16 protein-coding genes and 1 tRNA gene are annotated in these 19798 nt (G+C 65.9%); 16 read left to right on the forward strand and 1 reads right to left on the reverse strand.

The annotated features are described in order from the left end of the window. The 12 genes from KHC19_RS10540 to rpoC all read left to right on the forward strand — a co-directional run. Nucleotides 1–107 (forward strand): EF-Tu C-terminal domain-related protein (locus tag KHC19_RS10540; RefSeq protein ID WP_484771498.1); only part of this gene is annotated, 107 nt, incomplete at its 5' end. Nucleotides 108–755: 648 nt separating this feature from the next. Further along, a tRNA-Trp gene (locus KHC19_RS10545) sits at nucleotides 756–832 on the forward strand. A gap of 309 nt (nucleotides 833–1141) precedes the next feature. Beyond that, nucleotides 1142–1339: a preprotein translocase subunit SecE gene (gene secE, locus KHC19_RS10550; protein ID WP_213352329.1), complete on the forward strand. Its 198-nt coding sequence runs from the start codon at nucleotides 1142–1144 to the stop codon at nucleotides 1337–1339. A gap of 11 nt (nucleotides 1340–1350) precedes the next feature. Then, a complete protein-coding gene (nusG, locus tag KHC19_RS10555; protein WP_213352330.1) occupies nucleotides 1351–1881 on the forward strand; it encodes a transcription termination/antitermination protein NusG in 531 nt (176 codons plus the stop codon). Nucleotides 1882–2176: 295 nt separating this feature from the next. Then, nucleotides 2177–2779, forward strand: coding sequence for a DJ-1/PfpI family protein (locus tag KHC19_RS10560; protein ID WP_213352331.1), 603 nt, complete (start codon nucleotides 2177–2179; stop codon nucleotides 2777–2779). Between the two features lie 71 nt (nucleotides 2780–2850). After that, on the forward strand, nucleotides 2851–3222 hold the full coding sequence (locus KHC19_RS10565) for a ribbon-helix-helix domain-containing protein (protein WP_213352332.1): 372 nt from the start codon (nucleotides 2851–2853) through the stop codon (nucleotides 3220–3222). A gap of 289 nt (nucleotides 3223–3511) precedes the next feature. After that, on the forward strand, nucleotides 3512–3961 hold the full coding sequence (gene rplK, locus KHC19_RS10570) for a 50S ribosomal protein L11 (protein WP_213352333.1): 450 nt from the start codon (nucleotides 3512–3514) through the stop codon (nucleotides 3959–3961). Nucleotides 3962–3965: 4 nt separating this feature from the next. After that, the gene (gene rplA / locus KHC19_RS10575) at nucleotides 3966–4670 is read left to right on the forward strand and encodes a 50S ribosomal protein L1 (RefSeq protein WP_213352334.1); all 705 of its coding nucleotides are present in this window, start codon (nucleotides 3966–3968) and stop codon (nucleotides 4668–4670) included. Between the two features lie 479 nt (nucleotides 4671–5149). Further along, complete coding sequence (gene rplJ / locus KHC19_RS10580; RefSeq protein WP_213352335.1) at nucleotides 5150–5668, forward strand: 50S ribosomal protein L10; 519 nt, start codon at nucleotides 5150–5152, stop codon at nucleotides 5666–5668. 50 nt (nucleotides 5669–5718) lie between these two features. Then, entirely contained in the window at nucleotides 5719–6099 is a 381-nt protein-coding gene (rplL, locus tag KHC19_RS10585; protein WP_213352336.1) for a 50S ribosomal protein L7/L12, read from the forward strand. Between the two features lie 273 nt (nucleotides 6100–6372). Next, nucleotides 6373–10503, forward strand: coding sequence for a DNA-directed RNA polymerase subunit beta (gene rpoB / locus KHC19_RS10590; RefSeq protein ID WP_213352337.1), 4131 nt, complete (start codon nucleotides 6373–6375; stop codon nucleotides 10501–10503). 139 nt (nucleotides 10504–10642) lie between these two features. Further along, nucleotides 10643–14827: a DNA-directed RNA polymerase subunit beta' gene (rpoC, locus tag KHC19_RS10595; protein ID WP_213352338.1), complete on the forward strand. Its 4185-nt coding sequence runs from the start codon at nucleotides 10643–10645 to the stop codon at nucleotides 14825–14827. A 338-nt stretch (nucleotides 14828–15165) separates the two neighbouring features. Here rpoC and KHC19_RS10600 read toward each other — a convergent pair whose 3' ends face one another. Further along, a complete protein-coding gene (locus KHC19_RS10600; RefSeq protein ID WP_213352339.1) occupies nucleotides 15166–15588 on the reverse strand; it encodes an organic hydroperoxide resistance protein in 423 nt (140 codons plus the stop codon). Between the two features lie 171 nt (nucleotides 15589–15759). Here KHC19_RS10600 and KHC19_RS10605 point away from each other — a divergent pair, with 171 nt between their 5' ends. The 4 genes from KHC19_RS10605 to fusA all read left to right on the forward strand — a co-directional run bounded on the left by KHC19_RS10605 (nucleotide 15760) and on the right by fusA (nucleotide 19634). Beyond that, entirely contained in the window at nucleotides 15760–16254 is a 495-nt protein-coding gene (locus KHC19_RS10605; RefSeq protein ID WP_213352340.1) for a MarR family winged helix-turn-helix transcriptional regulator, read from the forward strand. Between the two features lie 424 nt (nucleotides 16255–16678). After that, nucleotides 16679–17050: a 30S ribosomal protein S12 gene (gene rpsL, locus KHC19_RS10610; RefSeq protein WP_018390597.1), complete on the forward strand. Its 372-nt coding sequence runs from the start codon at nucleotides 16679–16681 to the stop codon at nucleotides 17048–17050. Nucleotides 17051–17060: 10 nt separating this feature from the next. Beyond that, nucleotides 17061–17531, forward strand: a complete 471-nt coding sequence (gene rpsG, locus KHC19_RS10615; protein WP_213352341.1) for a 30S ribosomal protein S7 — start codon at nucleotides 17061–17063, stop codon at nucleotides 17529–17531. A gap of 27 nt (nucleotides 17532–17558) precedes the next feature. Beyond that, nucleotides 17559–19634: an elongation factor G gene (gene fusA, locus KHC19_RS10620; protein WP_213352342.1), complete on the forward strand. Its 2076-nt coding sequence runs from the start codon at nucleotides 17559–17561 to the stop codon at nucleotides 19632–19634. Nucleotides 19635–19798: the final 164 nt, after the last annotated feature.

A 19798-nucleotide genomic window follows, 5' to 3' on the forward strand; every position in this document is an offset into this window, starting at 1 on the left:
ACGTGCAGCTGATCGTGCCGATCGCGATGGAAGAGAAGCTGCGCTTCGCCATCCGTGAAGGCGGACGCACGGTTGGAGCTGGAGTGGTTGCTGCGATCATCGAGTGATCGCGGCAACGGCGGAATGCGGAACACCGCATTCCTTTCCGGTGCCGGCGTCGTCGCCGCCATCATCGAGTGATCCGGCGGGGCTTGCGCCTCGGCGAACGAGACAGGAAAGGGGAGCGCTCGCGCTCCCCTTTTTCTTTTGGTGCCCGACTGGGCTTTCGCCGCGACGAAAGGCGGGACGTCATTCACCCGAAGCCCCCTCATCCTGAGGTGCCCGGCCAACGGCCGGGCCTCGAAGGAGGCTCGCCCGGGCACGCCTTCCGAGCATCCTTCGAGGCTCGCTGCGCTCGCACCTCAGGATGAGGGTGCGTTGTGGGGCAGGGGAGCGTCGCAGGGCGCCCGGGGACGAAATCGTCATCCGCCCGGAGCCTCCTCATCCTGATGTGGCTGGCCAACGGCCGGGCCTCGAAGGAGGCGCGCCCGGGTGTGCTTTCCCGAGCCTCCTTCGAGGCTCGCTGCGCTCGCATCTCGGGATGAAGACGCGCTACGGGGCAGGGGGCGTCGCAGGGCGTCCGGGAGCCGGAAGGATGCGCTCGGCGCCGGGGCGGAAGGCGCCGTGCATGTGGAGCGCCGCTATTCGCCGCTCTCACGCTCTTTACATCCGGGCGGCGGATGAATAGGAAGAGCGCCGCCTGCTTCGCGGGCCACAGGAGTGTAGCTCAACTGGTCAGAGCACCGGTCTCCAAAACCGGGGGTTGGGGGTTCGAGTCCCTCCACTCCTGCCATCGCTTACCGCGACAGGCAGTTCGGGGCGCGTTTCGCCAGGGTTGAAACCGCCTTGCGCGGGGCGAAGGCCCCGGTTCCCAGGCCGGGAGCCCCTCTCTCCGGCCGGACGCCGCCCCCGGGATGGCGGCCGAGCCGGCGGGCCTCCTTCTCGTGAAGCGGGTTTGCTTTGACGAGGGGCGGGTTTGCAGGCTATACGCCCGCGTCGCTCTTTACGAAGGGCGATGCGCGGTTTCTCCCGCATTTTCCGAATTCGCGGTCCGGCTTCCCTGGCGGGAAGGCGCTCCGCCCAGAGGCGTTCCGAGACGAGCATGGCGAAGACGAACCCGGTCGAGTTCTTTCAGCAGGTCCGCGCCGAGACGCGCAAGGTCACCTGGCCGACCCGTCGCGAGACGCTGATCACCACCGCGATGGTGTTCGTGATGGTGGTCGTGGCGTCGCTGTTCTTCCTGGTCGCCGACCAGGTGTTGAGCTTCGCGGTCGCGCAACTGCTGCACATCGGGCGCTGAGGGATATCGTCATGGCCAAGCGCTGGTACATCGTCCACGCCTATTCGAACTTCGAGAAGAAGGTCGCCGATTCGATCAAGGAACAGGCTGCCCAGCGCGGTCTCGCCGAGCTGTTCGAGCAGGTGCTGGTGCCGATCGAGAAGGTCACCGAGGTGCGCCGCGGCCGCAAGGTCGATGCCGAGCGCAAGTTCTTCCCCGGCTATGTGCTGGTGAAGATGGACCTCACCGACGAGGCGTTCCATCTCATCAAGAACACCCCGAAGGTCACCGGCTTCCTCGGCGCCGACAACAAGCCGATGCCGATCGCCGAATCGGAGGCGATGCGCATCCTGCAGCAGGTGCAGGAAGGCATCGAGCGGCCGAAGCCCTCGGTGAGCTTCGAGGTTGGCGAGACGGTGAAGGTGTCGGACGGCCCGTTCGCCTCGTTCAACGGCATCGTCGAGGAAGTGGACGATGCCCGCTCCCGCCTCAAGGTGGCGGTGTCGATCTTCGGCCGCGCCACCCCGGTGGAGCTGGAGTTCAACCAGGTCGAGAAGACCTGAGCCTCCGCGACAGGCGGATGCGGAAAGGCGCGGCGATGGCCGCGCCTTTTTTGTTTGGGGCGATGTCATCCCCGGGGGCGGAACAAGGCGTGGATGGCCGGGACAAGTCCGGCCATGACGGTGAGCGGGCCGGACGTGATGCATGCATGACGGGAGCGTGGTGCTCCGTTCGGGCGCTTCGGGCGGGGCGCCGGCCGAAGCCCTCCGACGCTATAACCCGATAACACCCGCCCCGGAGACGGGCGGCCTATGCTTCCCCGACACGCCACAGGGCGGCAGCTCAGGGAGGAAGGACATGTCCGGCAAGCGCATCCTGATGATCGTCGGCGATTTCGTCGAGGACTACGAGACCATGGTGCCGTTCCAGGCGCTGCTGGCGGTGGGTCACACCGTCCACGCGGTCTGCCCCGACAAGCGCGCGGGCGACAGCGTCGCCACCGCCATCCACGATTTCGAGGGCAACCAGACCTATTCGGAAAAGCGCGGCCATAATTTTGCGCTCAACGCGACCTTCGCCGACATCGACCCGGCCCGCTACGACGCGCTGGTGATCCCCGGCGGCCGGGCGCCGGAATATCTGCGCATGAACGACAAGGTGATCGAGATCGTCCGCCACTTCTTCGCGGCGGAGAAGCCGGTCGCCGCCATCTGCCACGGCGCGCAGCTGCTCGCCGGCGCCCGGGTGCTGGAAGGGCGCACCTGCTCGGCCTATCCCGCCTGCCGCGCCGAGGTGGAACTCGCCGGCGGCACCTATGCCGACATCGCCATCGACGCCGCGGTGACCGACCGCAATCTGGTCAGCGCGCCCGCCTGGCCGGCGCATCCGGCCTGGATCGCCCAGTTCCTCGCCGTGCTCGGCACCGCCATCAGCCATGGCGAGGCCCGCAAGGCGGCGTGAGGCCCCTGCTTCCGCCGGGCGAGGGGAGCGGCTATGATCCTTCCCCGGCGGACCCTTCCCGGAGGGATGCGATGTGCAAGCTCTTCATCGAGGCCGATGCGCGGCTGTGGCAGACGCGGCTGAAGTCGCTCCGGCTCAACGGCTTCTCCACCAGCGTGCGGCTGGAGAATTTCTACTGGCGCGTGCTGGACGAAATCGCCCGGCGCGACGGCATGAGCCTGGCCCAGCTGCTAGCCAAGCTGCATGAGGAGCTGACCTTCGCCCATGGCGGGGTGGAGAACTTCTCCTCCTTCCTGCGGGTCTGCTGCGGGCGCTATCTCGTCCTGCAGCTGGAGGGAGAGGTGCCGCGCGACCTGTCCAAGCCGATTGCCGGGCTCGATGCCGACGCCATACTGGCGCGCGAGGCACGACGGGCGCGGCGTTCGCTGCACCCGATGGTGTGACGCGAGGCGCGCGCCGGCACGCCCGGCCGACCGACCCGCCGGGCACGATCTGCCATGGCGGGCTTTCCTTCGTGCCGATTCTGGTGTAAGCGACCGACCGCATGTCCCGAAAGGGCATGCCGATCCTCCGAGGATCGATCCATCCGCGGGAGGCACGACCGGTTCGCCAGCCGGAGCACGCGTGCCGCGACCGCGACCCGAAAGCCACGTCGCCCACGGCTGCAACAGGCCGTGACGGCGTGATTTGTGCTTCCGGCCTGGCAGCCGGACGTGCAAGCAGGAGCCTTTCATGGCGAAGAAGATTACCGGCTATGTGAAGCTGCAGGTGCCGGCCGGCGCGGCCAACCCGGCCCCGCCGATCGGCCCGGCGCTCGGCCAGCGCGGCCTCAACATCATGGAGTTCTGCAAGGCGTTCAACGCCCAGACCGCCCAGATGGAAAAGGGCATGCCGATCCCCGTCCTGATCACGGCCTATCAGGACCGTTCCTTCACCTTCGAGCTGAAGACCCCCCCGGTCTCCTACTTCCTCAAGAAGGCCGCCGGCCTCGAGACGAAGAAGAAGCCCGGCTCGGGCTCGAAGACCCCCGGCAAGGGCGGCTTCGTCGGCAAGATCTCCCAGGCGCAGATGCGCGAGATCGCCGAGAAGAAGATGAAGGATCTGAACTGCGACACCGTCGAATCGGCGGTCCGCATGATCGAAGGCTCCGCCCGTTCCATGGGCCTCGAGGTTGTGGGTTGAGCTGATGGCCAAGATTGCAAAGCGTGTTCGCGCCACCCGCGAGGGCATTGACCGCCTGAAGCTCTATGGTCTCGACGAGGCCATCGGGCTGCTGAAGGAGCGTGCCAACGCCAAGTTCGACGAGACCATCGAGGTCGCGATCAATCTCGGCGTCGACCCCCGCCATGCCGACCAGATGGTCCGCGGCGTGTGCAACCTGCCGAACGGCTCCGGCCGTACCGTGCGCGTGGCGGTGTTCGCCCGCGGCGCCAAGGCCGACGAGGCCAAGGCGGCGGGTGCCGATATCGTCGGCGCCGAGGACCTGCTCGAGACCGTGCAGGGCGGCACCATCGAGTTCGATCGCTGCATTGCCACCCCGGACCTGATGCCGCTGGTCGGACGTCTCGGCAAGGTGCTCGGCCCGCGCGGCCTGATGCCGAACCCGAAGGTCGGCACCGTGACCATGGACGTGAAGGGCGCCGTCGAGGCCGCCAAGGGCGGCGCGATCGAGTTCCGCGTCGAGAAGGCCGGCATCATCCACGCCGGCATCGGCAAGGCCTCCTTCGCCGCCGACAAGCTCGCCGAGAACATCCGCGCCTTCGCCGACGCGGTGGTCAAGGCCAAGCCGACCGGCGCCAAGGGCACCTATGTGCAGCGCATCGCGCTGTCCTCGACCATGGGCCCGGGCGTGAAGGTGGAGCCGGCGACGGTTCTGGCCGCCGCGTCCTGAGGCGCGTCGCCGGCCCGGTCGCGACGGCGTGATCGGGCGAGGGATGGAATTGGTCGGCTCCCGGTGCTATCTGGGGGCTGACAAATCCCATTCGACCCTCTATATGGGCTGTTTCGCCCCCGGCCACGAGTCGCCATGACCCGTGCCGGGTGCGATGCCGAAGACATTCAAAGCTTTCGTCCGCTAACCCGGACGAAGGGGCTGGTAGGGCTCGCCCTGCCGGCCTAAGTCCTGTCCGAGACTGCAGGTGCCGACCCGTTCCGGGTTGGTCTAATCCCGCTTCGGGGCCTGCATAGACGGGGTACGACCGAGAGGGGAGGGCCGGTTCGCCGGCGCTTGAATTTCGGCTCGAACCAGCGCCTTGGCCGGTTTTCCGGTCCCAGGGGACAGGATTTCAACCGCTGATCCGCCTTCGGGCGGGGAGGCAAGGCGCTAACCGGCGGAGCGGCTCGCTGTTCCGCCACCGGAGAGTAAGTGAAGTGGATCGCGCTCAAAAAGAAGAGCTCGTCACGTCGCTGAACGAGGTGTTCAAGAGCACCTCGGTCGTCGTCGTGGCCCACTATTCCGGTCTCACCGTCGCCCAGATGTCGGCCCTGCGCCGGCAGATGAAGGCGAGCGGCGCGACCGTGAAGGTGGCAAAGAACCGCCTCGCGAAGATCGCTCTCGAAGGTTCGGATGTCGCACATGTCGGGCACCTGCTGAAGGGCCCGACCATCATCGCTTATTCGAGCGATCCTGTTGCGGCTCCGAAGGTTGCCGTCGACTTCGCCAAGACGAACGACAAGTTCGTCATCCTTGGCGGGGCGTTCGGCACCACGGCCCTGAACGTGGATGGTGTGAAGGCTCTGGCCACCATGCCGTCCCTCGATGAACTGCGTGCGAAGCTGGTCGGCCTCATCCAGGCCCCGGCGACCAAGATCGCGCAGCTCAGCACCGCGCCGGCTGCCAAGCTGGCCCGCGTGTTCGGGGCCTATGCCCGTGAGAACGAAGCCGCGTGAGGCTTTCCCGGTAAATCTGGTTCGAACCGAAATTCAAGGACTTAGATAAAATGGCTGACCTGTCGAAGCTCGTTGACGAGCTGTCCTCCCTCACCGTTCTCGAGGCCGCCGAGCTCGCGAAGCTCCTCGAGGAGAAGTGGGGCGTTTCCGCCGCTGCGGCCGTTGCCGTGGCTGCCGCTCCGGGCGCTGGCGGCGCTGCCGCCCCGGCCGCCGAAGAGCAGACCGAGTTCACCGTTGTCCTGGCCTCGGCCGGCGACAAGAAGATCGAGGTCATCAAGGAAGTCCGCGCCATCACCGGCCTGGGCCTCAAGGAAGCCAAGGACCTCGTCGAAGGCGCTCCGAAGCCCGTCAAGGAAGGCGTGACCAAGGAAGAAGCCGAGAAGATCAAGGCGCAGATCGAGAAGGCCGGCGCCAAGGTCGAGCTCAAGTGATCTGACGATCATTTTCGGGGGCCGCCGGTTCTGCCGGCGGTCCTTCCGCCTTTTGCCCGCAGGGGCGGAGGCGGAGGAGGCCGGACGGCTTCCCCGACCATCCCGTTCGATCGGGATCGTTGGGCGAGCCGTCGGGCGCGGAAGGAAGGCATCGAGGGCGGCATGCCGCACGGATGGCCAACTTCTCCGCGAGAATGCGTTCTCAGCCAGCGGCGCAGCCACGCCGGGGCATCGAGGCGCTCAGACGGATACTCGGACGGAGCGAGGAGCGACATGGCGCAGACGTTCACCGGTCGTAAGCGGGTCCGCAAGTTTTTCGGCAAGATCCAGGAAGTGGCGGAGATGCCGAACCTCATCGAGGTTCAGAAGGCATCCTACGACCAGTTCCTGCAGATCGACGAGCCGAAGGGCGGGCGTGCGGACGACGGCATTCAGGCGGTTTTCAAGTCGGTTTTCCCGATCTCGGACTTCTCGGGCGCCGCGATGCTCGAATTCGTCCGCTACGAATTCGAGCCGCCGAAATATGACGTGGACGAGTGCCGCCAGCGCGGCATGACCTTTGCCGCCCCGCTGAAGGTGACGCTGCGCCTCATCGTGTTCGATGTCGACCCGGATACCGGCTCCAAGTCCGTCAAGGACATCAAGGAGCAGGACGTCTATATGGGCGACATCCCGCTGATGACGATGAACGGCACCTTCATCGTCAACGGCACCGAGCGCGTGATCGTCTCGCAGATGCACCGCTCGCCGGGCGTGTTCTTCGACCACGACAAGGGCAAGACCCACTCCTCGGGCAAGCTGCTCTTCGCCGCCCGCATCATTCCGTATCGCGGTTCCTGGCTCGACATCGAGTTCGACGCCAAGGACATCGTCTATGCGCGCATCGACCGTCGCCGCAAGATTCCGGTGACGAGCCTGCTGTTCGCCCTCGGCCTCGACGGCGAGGAAATCCTCAACACCTTTTACGACACCATCTCCTTCTCGCGCACCAAGGACGGCTGGCGCATGCCGTTCGATCCCAAGCGCATGAAGGGCTACAAGGCGGTCGCCGACCTCGTCGACGCCGACACCGGCGAAGTGGTGGTTGAGGCCGGCAAGAAGGTGACGGTGCGCCAGGCGCGCCAGCTCGCCGAGAAGGGCCTCAAGGCGCTCAAGATCTCCGACGACGAGATGGTCGGCCGCTACGTGGCCGAGGACCTCGTGAACCTCCAGACCGGCGAGATCTATGTCGAGGCCGGCGAGGAAGTCTCCGAGAAGATGCTGAAGCAGCTCGGCGAGCTCGGCTATGACGAGCTCCCGATCCTCGACATCGACCATGTCAATATCGGCGCCTATATCCGCAACACGCTGGCGATCGACAAGAACGTCACCCGTGAGGACGCGCTGTTCGACATCTACCGCGTGATGCGTCCCGGCGAGCCGCCGACGCTCGACAGCGCGCAGGCGATGTTCCACTCGCTGTTCTTCGACGCCGAGCGCTACGACCTCTCCTCGGTCGGCCGCGTGAAGATGAACATGCGCCTCGACCTCGACGCCGCCGACACCGTGCGCGTGCTGCGCCGCGAGGACATCCTCGCGGTCATCAAGACGCTGGTGGAGCTGCGCGACGGCAAGGGCGAGATCGACGACATCGACCATCTCGGCAATCGCCGGGTGCGCTCGGTCGGCGAGCTCATGGAGAACCAGTACCGTGTCGGCCTGCTGCGCATGGAACGCGCCATCAAGGAGCGCATGTCGTCCGTCGACATCGACACCGTGATGCCGCAGGACCTGATCAATGCGAAGCCGGTGGCGGCGGCGGTGCGCGAGTTCTTCGGCTCGTCGCAGCTCTCGCAGTTCATGGACCAGACCAACCCGCTGTCGGAGATCACCCACAAGCGCCGTCTCTCGGCGCTCGGCCCGGGCGGTCTGACGCGCGAGCGCGCCGGCTTCGAGGTGCGCGACGTGCACCCGACGCATTACGGCCGCATCTGCCCGATCGAGACGCCGGAAGGCCCGAACATCGGCCTGATCAACTCGCTGGCCACCTTCGCCCGCGTGAACAAGTACGGCTTCATCGAGGCGCCCTATCGCCGCGTGAAGGACAGCCAGGTCCAGGACGAGGTGGTCTATCTCTCCGCCATGGAGGAGGGGAAGTACTACGTCGCGCAGGCGAACATCCCGCTCGACAGCGAGGGCCGCTTCACCGAGGACCTGATCGTCTGCCGGCATGCCGGCGACGTGCTGCTCGTGACCCCGGACCGCGTCGACTTCATGGACGTGTCGCCCAAGCAGCTGGTCTCCGTCGCCGCGGCGCTGATTCCGTTCCTCGAGAACGACGACGCCAACCGCGCGCTGATGGGCTCCAACATGCAGCGCCAGGCGGTGCCGCTGGTCCGCGCCGACGCCCCCTTCGTGGGCACCGGCATGGAATCGGTGGTGGCGCGTGACTCCGGTGCCGCCATCGCGGCGCGCCGCACGGGCATCATCGACCAGGTGGACGCCACCCGTATCGTCATCCGGGCGACCGAAGAGAACGATGCGTCGAAGTCGGGCGTCGACATCTACCGGCTGCAGAAGTTCCAGCGCTCCAACCAGTCGACCTGCATCAACCAGCGTCCGCTGGTGCGCGTGGGCGACGCGGTGCGCAAGGGCGACATCATCGCCGACGGTCCTTCGACCGATCTCGGCGACCTGGCGCTCGGCCGGAACATCCTCGTCGCGTTCATGCCGTGGAACGGCTACAACTTCGAGGACTCCATCCTGCTGTCCGAGAACATCTCGAAGGGCGACATCTTCTCGTCGATCCACATCGAGGAGTTCGAGGTGATGGCCCGCGACACCAAGCTGGGTCCGGAAGAAATCACCCGCGACATCCCGAACGTCTCGGAAGAGGCGCTCAAGAACCTCGACGAAGCCGGTATCGTCTATATCGGTGCCGAGGTGCAGGCGGGCGACATCCTCTGCGGCAAGATCACCCCGAAGGGCGAGAGCCCGATGACGCCGGAAGAGAAGCTTCTGCGCGCCATCTTCGGCGAGAAGGCCGCCGACGTGCGCGACACCTCGCTGCGCGTTCCCCCGGGCGTGACCGGTACGGTCGTCGAGGTGCGGGTGTTCAACCGCCACGGCGTCGACAAGGACGAGCGCGCCCAGGCGATCGAGCGCGAGGAGATCGAGCGTCTCGCCAAGGACCGCGACGACGAGCAGGCGATCCTCGACCGCAACGTCTTCGGCCGCCTGGCCGAGATGCTGGACGGCAAGGTCGGCGTCGCCGGCCCGAAGGGCTTCAAGAAGGACACCCAGATCACCCGCACGGTGCTGGCGGACTATCCGCGCAGCCAGTGGTGGATGTTCGCGGTGGCCGACGACCAGCTGCTGAGCGAACTGGAAGCCATGCGCAACCAGTACGACGAATCGAAGAAGCGCCTCGAGCAGCGCTTCCTCGACAAGGTCGAGAAGCTGCAGCGCGGCGACGAGCTGCCCCCGGGCGTGATGAAGATGGTCAAGGTCTTCATCGCCGTGAAGCGCAAGATCCAGCCGGGCGACAAGATGGCCGGCCGGCACGGCAACAAGGGCGTGGTCTCGCGCATCGTCCCGGTCGAGGACATGCCGTTCCTCGAGGACGGCACCCCGGTCGACATGGTGCTCAACCCGCTCGGCGTGCCCTCGCGCATGAATGTCGGGCAGATCCTCGAGACGCATCTGGGCTGGGCCTGCGCGGGCCTCGGCAAGGTGATCGACAACGCCATCGAGCAGTATCGCCGCGCCAACGACGTCGCACCGCTGAAGAAGGCGTTCGGCGACATCTACGGCAAGGACGAGACCATCGCCTCGCTCGACGAGGAAGGGCTGGTCGAGCTCGGCACCAACCTGCGGCGCGGCGTTCCCATCGCCACGCCGGTGTTCGACGGCGCCCGCGAGGCGGACATCGAGCGCATGCTGGAGCTGGCCGGCCTCGACAAGTCGGCGCAGTCGACGCTGTATGACGGGCGCACCGGCGAGCAGTTCGACCGCAAGGTCACGGTGGGCTACATCTACATGCTGAAGCTGCACCACCTGGTCGACGACAAGATCCATGCCCGTTCGATCGGCCCGTACTCGCTCGTGACCCAGCAGCCGCTGGGCGGCAAGGCGCAGTTCGGTGGCCAGCGCTTCGGCGAAATGGAGGTGTGGGCGCTCGAGGCGTATGGCGCGGCCTATACGCTGCAGGAGATGCTCACCGTGAAGTCGGACGACGTGGCCGGCCGCACCAAGGTCTACGAGGCCATCGTGCGCGGCGACGACACCTTCGAGGCCGGCATTCCCGAGAGCTTCAACGTGCTCGTGAAGGAAATGCGCTCGCTGGGTCTCAACGTCGAGCTGATGAACTCCAAGACCCAGTCCGTGGTGCCGGGCGCCGGCGAAAGCGCCCAGGCCGCCGAGTAAGCGGACAGACTGACGACCGCGCGGAAGGCCCGGCCTTCCGCGCGGAGCCCGTTCGAGACGACGTTTTTTGCGACATCTGGCCCCGTGACATTCGGCCCCCGCGACGGCGGCGGCGAAGTCCGAGCCGAAGGAGACGGCGATGAATCAAGAGGTGATGAATCTCTTCAATCCGGCGGCCCCCGCGCCGACGTTCGATCAGATCAAGATCTCGATCGCGAGCCCGGAAAAGATCCAGTCCTGGTCCTTCGGCGAGATCAAGAAGCCGGAGACCATCAACTACCGGACCTTCAAGCCGGAGCGCGACGGCCTGTTCTGCGCTCGCATCTTCGGTCCGATCAAGGACTACGAGTGCTTGTGCGGCAAGTACAAGCGCATGAAGTACAAGGGCATCATCTGCGAGAAGTGCGGCGTCGAGGTCACCCTCTCGCGCGTGCGCCGCGAGCGCATGGGCCATATCGAGCTGGCCGCGCCTGTCGCGCATATCTGGTTCCTGAAGTCGCTGCCGAGCCGCATCGGCCTGCTGCTCGACATGACGCTGAAGGACCTCGAGCGCATCCTGTACTTCGAGTACTACTGCGTCATCGAGCCGGGCCTCACCCCGCTGAAGGAGCGTCAGCTCCTCTCGGAAGAGGACTATCTGCGCGCCCAGGAAGAATATGGCGATGACAGCTTCACCGCGCTGATCGGCGCCGAGGCCATCCGCGAGATCCTGCGCGGCATGGACCTCGAGGCGATCGCCGGCAACCTCCGCAAGGAGATCGCCGAGGCGACCACCGAGCTGAAGCCGAAGAAGCTCGCCAAGCGCCTGAAGATCGTCGAGGCCTTCCAGCAGTCTGGCAACCGGCCGGAGTGGATGATCCTGACGCATGTGCCGGTGATCCCGCCGGACCTGCGCCCGCTCGTCCCGCTGGACGGCGGCCGCTTCGCGACCTCCGACCTCAACGACCTGTACCGCCGCGTCATCAACCGCAACAACCGCCTGAAGCGGCTGATCGAGCTGAAGGCGCCGGACATCATCATCCGCAACGAGAAGCGCATGCTTCAGGAAGCGGTCGATGCGCTGTTCGACAACGGCCGCCGCGGCCGCGTCATCACCGGTGCCAACAAGCGCCCGCTGAAGTCGCTCGCCGACATGCTGAAGGGCAAGCAGGGCCGGTTCCGCCAGAACCTGCTCGGCAAGCGCGTCGACTATTCCGGCCGTTCGGTGATCGTGGTGGGTCCCGAGCTGAAGCTGCACCAGTGCGGCCTGCCGAAGAAGATGGCGCTGGAGCTGTTCAAGCCGTTCATCTATTCGCGTCTCGACGCGAAGGGCCTCTCTGCGACCGTGAAGCAGGCGAAGAAGCTCGTCGAGAAGGAGCGTCCCGAAGTGTGGGACATCCTCGACGAGGTGATCCGCGAGCATCCGGTGATGCTGAACCGCGCCCCGACGCTGCACCGCCTCGGCATCCAGGCCTTCGAGCCGGTGCTGATCGAGGGCAAGGCGATCCAGCTGCATCCGCTGGTCTGCTCGGCGTTCAACGCCGACTTCGACGGCGACCAGATGGCCGTGCACGTGCCGCTGTCCATCGAGGCGCAGCTCGAAGCCCGCGTGCTGATGATGTCGACCAACAACATCCTGCACCCGGCGAACGGCGCGCCGATCATCGTGCCGTCGCAGGATATCGTGCTCGGCCTCTACTACCTCACCATGATGCGCGAGGGTGAGCCCGGCGAGGGCATGGCCTTCGCGAACATGGGCGAGATCGACCATGCGCTCGCCGCCAAGGCCATCACCCTGCACACCAAGGTGAAGGGCCGCTATATCGGCGTGGATGAGAACGGCAACCAGGTCTCGAAGATCTACGAGACTACGCCGGGCCGCATGAAGCTCGGCGAGCTGCTGCCGAAGACCGCCAAGACTCCTTACGACGTCGTCAACAAGCTGATGACGAAGAAGGAGATCTCGAACATGATCGACACCGTCTACCGCCATTGCGGTCAGAAGGAGACGGTCATCTTCTGCGACCGCATCATGTCGCTCGGCTTCACCAATGCCTTCCGCGCCGGCATCTCGTTCGGCAAGGACGACATGGTGGTGCCCTCCAAGAAGTGGGACATGGTCGAAGAGACCCGTGCGCTCACCAAGGAGTACGAGCAGCAGTACAATGACGGCCTGATTACCCAGGGCGAGAAGTACAACAAGGTCGTCGACGCCTGGGGCAAGTGCTCCGCGCGCCTCGCCGACGAGATGATGGCCGAGATCTCGGCCGTGAAGAAGGACCCGGTCACCGGCCGCGAGAAGCAGATCAACTCGATCTACATGATGGCGCATTCCGGCGCGCGCGGCTCGCGCGAGCAGATGCGCCAGCTCGCCGCCATGCGCGGCCTGATGGCCAAGCCGTCGGGCGAGATCATCGAGACGCCGATCATCTCGAACTTCAAGGAAGGCCTGTCCGTGCTCGAGTACTTCAACTCGACCCACGGCGCCCGCAAGGGTCTGGCCGACACCGCGCTGAAGACCGCGAATTCGGGCTACCTGACCCGTCGTCTCGTCGACGTGGCGCAGGACAGCATCATCACGGTCCGCGACTGCGGCACGACCAACGGCATCGGCATGCGCGCCATCGTCGACGCCGGCCAGATCGTCGCGACCCTCGGCTCGCGCGTTCTCGGCCGCACCGCGGCGGAGGACGTGATCGAGCCGGCGACCGGCGCTGTCATCGTCCCGGCCGGCCACATGATGGACGAGGCCGACGTCGATCGCATCTCCAAGGCGGGCGTGCAGCAGATCAAGATCCGCTCGGTGCTGACCTGCGAGGCCAAGAGCGGCGTCTGCGGCACCTGCTACGGGCGCGACCTGGCGCGCGGCACCCCGGTGAATATGGGCGAGGCGGTCGGCGTCATCGCGGCGCAGTCGATCGGCGAGCCGGGCACGCAGCTCACCATGCGTACCTTCCACATCGGCGGCGCGGCGCAGCTCTCCGAGCAGTCCTTCATCGAGGCCTCCTTCGAGGGCACGGTGAAGATCCGCAACCGCAACGTGGTGCGGAACTCGGAAGGCGACCTGATCGCGATGAGCCGCAACCTGTCGGTGATCATCGTCGATCACGACGGCTCCGAGCGCGCGGCGCACCGCATCCAGTTCGGCGCCAAGCTGAAGGTGGACGAGGGCGACGCGATCAAGCGCGGCCAGCGCATCGCCGAGTGGGACCCCTATACCCGCCCGATCCTCACCGAGGTCGAGGGTATCGTCGGTTTCGAGGACCTGGTGGAAGGCGCCTCGCTGAGCGAGACGGTCGACGAATCGACCGGCATCGCCAAGCGCGTCGTCACCGACTGGCGCACGGGCCGCGGCTCGGAGCTGCGCCCGTCCATCGTGGTGAAGGGCCCGGACGGCAAGGTGCTGAAGCTGCCGCGCGGCGGCGACGCCCGCTACACGCTGCCGGTGGACGCCATCATCTCGGTGGATCCGAACGCCACCGTCAGCGCCGGCGACGCGCTCGCCCGCGTGCCGATGGAGAGCGCCAAGACCCGCGACATCACCGGCGGTCTGCCGCGGGTGGCGGAGCTGTTCGAGGCGCGGCGGCCGAAGGATGCGGCGATCATCGCCGAGATCGCCGGCACCATCCGCTTCGGCAAGGACTACAAGAACAAGCGCCGCCTCACCATCGAGCCGCAGGACTCGACGGATGATCCGGTCGAGTACCTGATCCCGAAGGGCAAGCACATCCACCTGCAGGATGGCGACCTCGTCGAGAAGGGCGACTTCATCGTCGACGGCAACCCGGCGCCGCACGACATCCTGGCGATCAAGGGCGTGGAGGAGCTCGCGGCTTACCTCGTCAACGAGATCCAGGAGGTCTACCGGCTGCAGGGCGTGCTGATCAACGACAAGCACATCGAGGTGATCGTTCGCCAGATGCTGCAGAAGGTCGAGATCGACGAGCAGGGCGACAGCGATCTGCTCACCAACGAGCAGGTCGATGCCTCCGAGCTCGACGAGATCAACGAGAAGCTCATCGCGGAAGGCAAGAAGCCGGCGTCGGGCCACCCCGTGCTGCTCGGCATCACCAAGGCGTCGCTGCAGACGCGCTCCTTCATCTCGGCGGCCTCCTTCCAGGAGACCACCCGGGTGCTCACCGAGGCGGCGGTCAACGGCAAGGCCGACGATCTCGGCGGCCTGAAGGAGAACGTCATCGTCGGCCGGCTGATCCCGGCCGGCACCGGCGCCCAGATGGCCAAGCTGCGGGTGACCGCGACCTCGCGCGACGACCTGATCCTCGCCCAGAACGAGCAGGACGCCGGCGTCACCGAGGCTCCGGCGCTGGAAGGCCCGGCGGAGTGATCCGCCGGCTTCGGCTGACGTGAAACGAAAAGGCCGCCCTCCGGGGCGGCCTTTTTGCTTTCGGGAGCGCAGGCGGCTGCGCGGGAGCCGACACTGAAGCTTTACCCCGCAACTCACCCTCATCCTGAGGTGCGAGCGCAGCGAGCCTCGAAGGAGGGGCGGGAAGGGGCGCCCCGGGGCGAGCATCCTTCGAGGCCCGGCCGTTGGCCGGGCACCTCAGGATGAGGGCGCTCGTGGGAAAACACGAATGACGGGTCGGCCACCGGGCGGCCCGCCTCCGCCTCCAAAGCAAAAGGGCCGCCCATGGGGCGGCCCTTTCCCGGTCACGCGATGCCGGCTCAGGCGAGGGTGAGGCGCACGTCGAGGCCGTTGCGGGTGGCGTGCGAATAGGGGCAGACGATATGGGCGCGCTGGACCAGATCCTCGGCGACCGCGCGCTCGACGCCCGGCAGCGAGATGGTCAGCGCCACGTCGAGGCCGAAGCCGGTGCCGTCGTCGCGCGGGCCGATGCCGACATCGGCGGTCACGGTGCTGTCGTCGGCGATCTTCACCTTCTGCTGGCTGGCGACGAATTTGAGCGCGCCGAGGAAGCAGGCGGAATAGCCGGAGGCGAAGAGCTGCTCGGGATTGTTGCCCTCGCCGCCGGGCCCACCGAGTTCCTTCGGCGTGACCAGCGTCACCTTGAAGGCGCCGTCGCTGGTGGCGGCGGAGCCGGTGCGCCCGCCGGTGGCCGTCGCCTGGGTCTTGTAGAGAACCTTCATCGTCTTCACTCCGCTTGAACGCCGGTCGGTGCCGGATTTGAATTGCACGATAATATATCGTGTACGATATAAAACGGATATCGCCCATTCGGAGCATTGTCCAGCGAAAAGTTATCGCGATAAGAATTCTCGCAGCAGGAAAGCGCCCGCGCGCGGGTGAGGAGAGGGCCGATGGATGACGATGCGCTGAAGCTGGATTCGCAGTTCTGCTTCGCCGTCTATTCGGCGGCGCATGCGGTGATGCGCGCCTATCGGCCGCTGCTCGAAAGGCTGGGGCTCACCTATCCGCAATATCTCGTCATGCTGGTGCTGTGGGAGCGGGACGGGCAGGCCGTGGGCGCCATCGCCGATCGGCTGATGCTGGAATCGAGCACGCTGACGCCGCTGCTCAAGCGGCTGGAGGGCATGGGCCTCGCGACGCGCCGGCGCAACCCGGACAATGAGCGTCAACTCATCGTGAGCCTGACGCCGGCGGGGCACCAGCTCAAGGACGAGGCGGCGGCGATTCCCCCGCATATCCTGTCCTGTTCCGGCAAGGGCGTGACCGAGCTTGCGAATCTGCGCGAGGCGATCGTCGGCATCCGTGATTCCTTCGCGGCCTCCCGGGCCGGCCGCGGGCCGTCCGGCGGGCCGGAGGAGGGTGATCCACCGGCCGTCGATCCTTAAGAAAGCGTAAATGGCGGCGCGATCGCGCCGCGAAGCCGCGAGATTGCACGCTTTCTCACTTGACGAAAGGCGAGTCGGCGCGTAGAAGGCGCGGACTTTCACGGCAGGCAGGTCGGAATTGCCGTGTCGGGGCGCCTTGCCCGGACAGAGAATTCCGAGACGCTGCCGGAACGCAAGCATGAACTATCAGGCGCATGATCGCGCAAGTGGCTGCAAAGTCCGCGCGATCCTCTGAACGGCAAGCGCCCTCGGCCAGATCTGGCCGGCGGCGCTTCTTTCGTTCGCAGATTGACCTGGTGAGTCGGCATGGCCGGCGCATGCGGAAGGTTCCGAGCTGCCGAGAGAGATAATTCATGCGGTTGCGGCCGCGGAAATAGGTTAGCGCCGGGCATCCTGCCCTCAGCGCAAGCGAAGGCGAGAAGTCGTGCCGACGATCAACCAGCTCATCCGCAAGCCGCGGGAAGCCCAAAAGGCCCGGAACAAGGTTCCGGCCCTGCAGGCTAGCCCGCAGAAGCGCGGCGTTTGCACCCGCGTGTACACCACGACCCCGAAGAAGCCGAACTCGGCGCTTCGTAAGGTCGCCAAGGTTCGTCTGACCAATGGCTATGAAGTCATCGGTTACATCCCTGGCGAAGGTCACAACCTTCAGGAGCACTCCGTGGTGATGATCCGCGGCGGCCGCGTGAAGGACCTTCCGGGCGTGCGCTACCACATCCTGCGCGGCGTGCTCGATACCCAGGGCGTCAAGAATCGTAAGCAGCGCCGTTCGAAGTACGGCGCCAAGCGGCCGAAGTGAGGATTTAACGATGTCCCGTCGCCACCGCGCAGAGCGTCGCGAAGTCACCCCCGATCCGAAGTTCGGGAGCGAGGTGCTGAGCCGCTTCATGAACGCCGTCATGTATGACGGCAAGAAGTCGGTCGCCGAGCAGATCGTCTATGGCGCCCTCGACATCGTCGAGGCCCGTGCCAAGTCGGAGCCGCTGGGCGTGTTCACCCAGGCGCTCGACAACGTGTCGCCGGCCATCGAGGTGCGTTCCCGCCGCGTCGGCGGCGCCACCTACCAGGTGCCGGTCGAGGTTCGCCCCGAGCGCCGTCAGGCGCTGGCGATCCGCTGGCTGATCACCGCGGCCCGCGCCCGCAACGAGAAGACCATGGTCGAGCGTCTGTCCGGCGAGCTGCTGGACGCCTCGAACAACCGCGGCACCGCCGTGAAGAAACGTGAAGACACCCACCGCATGGCGGAGGCGAACCGCGCCTTCTCTCACTACCGCTGGTGATGACGAGAGCCGGGACGAGGATCTGATATGTCGCGCACGCACGCTATCGAAGACTATCGCAACTTCGGCATCATGGCCCACATTGATGCCGGCAAGACCACGACGACCGAGCGGATTCTCTATTACACCGGCAAGAGCCACAAGATCGGCGAAGTCCATGATGGCGCCGCCACCATGGACTGGATGACCCAGGAGCAGGAGCGCGGCATCACCATCACGTCCGCCGCGACGACCGCTTTCTGGCACGGCAAGCGCCTGAACATCATCGACACTCCCGGCCACGTCGACTTCACCATCGAAGTCGAGCGTTCGCTGCGCGTGCTCGACGGTGCCGTCTGCGTGCTCGACGGCAACCAGGGCGTCGAGCCGCAGACCGAGACCGTGTGGCGCCAGGCCGACAAGTACAACGTGCCGCGCATCGTGTTCGTCAACAAGATGGACAAGACCGGTGCCGACTTCTTCCGCTGCGTCGAGATGATCATCGACCGCGTGGACGGCAAGCCGGTGTGCTGCCAGCTGCCGATCGGCTCGGAGAACAACTTCAAGGGCATCATCGACCTCGTCCGCATGAAGGCGGTCGTGTGGGACAATGAAGAGCTCGGCGCGAAGTATCACGACGAAGAGATCCCGGCGGAACTCGCCGAGCAGGCCGTGGAATATCGCGGCAAGCTGCTCGAGGCGGCCGTCGAACTCGACGACGACGTGCTGACGGCCTATCTCGACGGCGTCGAGCCGGACGAGGCCACCCTGAAGGGCCTGATCCGCAAGGCGGTGATCGGTCGCGTGTTCAACCCGGTGTTCTGCGGCTCGGCCTTCAAGAACAAGGGCGTGCAGCCGCTGCTCGACGCCGTGTGCGATTACCTGCCGTCGCCGATCGATCGCGGTGCTATCAAGGGTATCGACTTCAACACCGAAGAAGAGACCGACCGCAAGCCGTCGGATAGCGAGCCGCTGTCGGTCCTCGCGTTCAAGATCATGGACGACCCCTTCGTCGGCACCATCACCTTCTGCCGCGTCTATTCGGGCAAGCTCGAGACCGGCATGGGCCTTCTGAACTCGACCCGCGACAAGCGCGAGCGCGTCGGCCGCATGCTGCTGATGCATGCGAACAACCGCGAAGACATCAAGGAAGCCTATGCGGGCGACATCGTCGCGCTGGCCGGCCTGAAGGAAGTCCGCACCGGCGACACGCTGTGCGACCCCGCCAAGCCGGTGATCCTCGAGAAGATGGAGTTCCCGGAACCCGTCATCGAGATCGCGATCGAGCCGAAGTCCAAGGCCGACCAGGAGAAGCTGGGTCTCGCCCTCGCCAAGCTGGCGGCGGAAGATCCGTCCTTCCGCGTGTCCACCGATTTCGAGAGCGGCCAGACCATCCTCAAGGGCATGGGCGAACTGCACCTCGACATCAAGGTCGACATCCTGAAGCGCACCTACAAGGTGGACGCCAACATCGGCGCCCCGCAGGTGGCCTATCGCGAGACGATCACCCGCAAGACCGAGGTGGACTACACCCACAAGAAGCAGACCGGCGGTACCGGCCAGTTCGCTCGCGTGAAGTTCATCGTCGAGCCGAACGAAGTCGGCAAGGGCTTCGCCTTCGAGAGCAAGATCATCGGCGGCGCGGTGCCGAAGGAGTACATCCCCGGCGTCAACAAGGGCCTGGAAAGCGTGCTCGGTGCGGGCGTGCTGGCCGGCTTCCCGGTGGTCGACGTCAAGGTCGAGCTGATCGACGGCGCCTACCACGAAGTCGACTCGTCGGCCCTGGCCTTCGAAATCGCCTCGCGTGCGGCGTTCCGTGAAGCCCTGCAGAAGGGCGGCGCGGTGCTCCTCGAGCCGATCATGAAGGTCGAGGTTGTGACCCCGGAAGACTATACCGGCTCGGTCATCGGCGACCTCAACTCCCGCCGCGGCCAGATCCAGGGCCAGGACATGCGTGGCAATGCGAACGTCGTGAACGCGATGGTGCCGCTGGCCAACATGTTCGGCTACGTCAATACGCTCCGGTCCTTCTCGCAGGGCCGCGCGACCTTCACCATGCAGTTCGACCACTACGAGCAGGTGCCGTCGAACGTCGCTCAGGAGGTTCAGGCCAAGTACGCGTGACGCAAGCTTGATCTGATAAGTGGCGCCAACTCAAAAGGTTGGCGCCGGCCTTTCGAGTGATTTCGTATCAACATTGAATACCGACCGACGGAGAGCCCCGTGGCCAAAGAGAAGTTCAACCGTTCGAAGCCTCACTGCAACATTGGTACGATCGGCCATGTTGA

Origin of the sequence: Ancylobacter oerskovii (assembly GCF_018390555.1) — a bacterium.
Lineage (GTDB): Bacteria > Pseudomonadota > Alphaproteobacteria > Rhizobiales > Xanthobacteraceae > Ancylobacter > Ancylobacter oerskovii.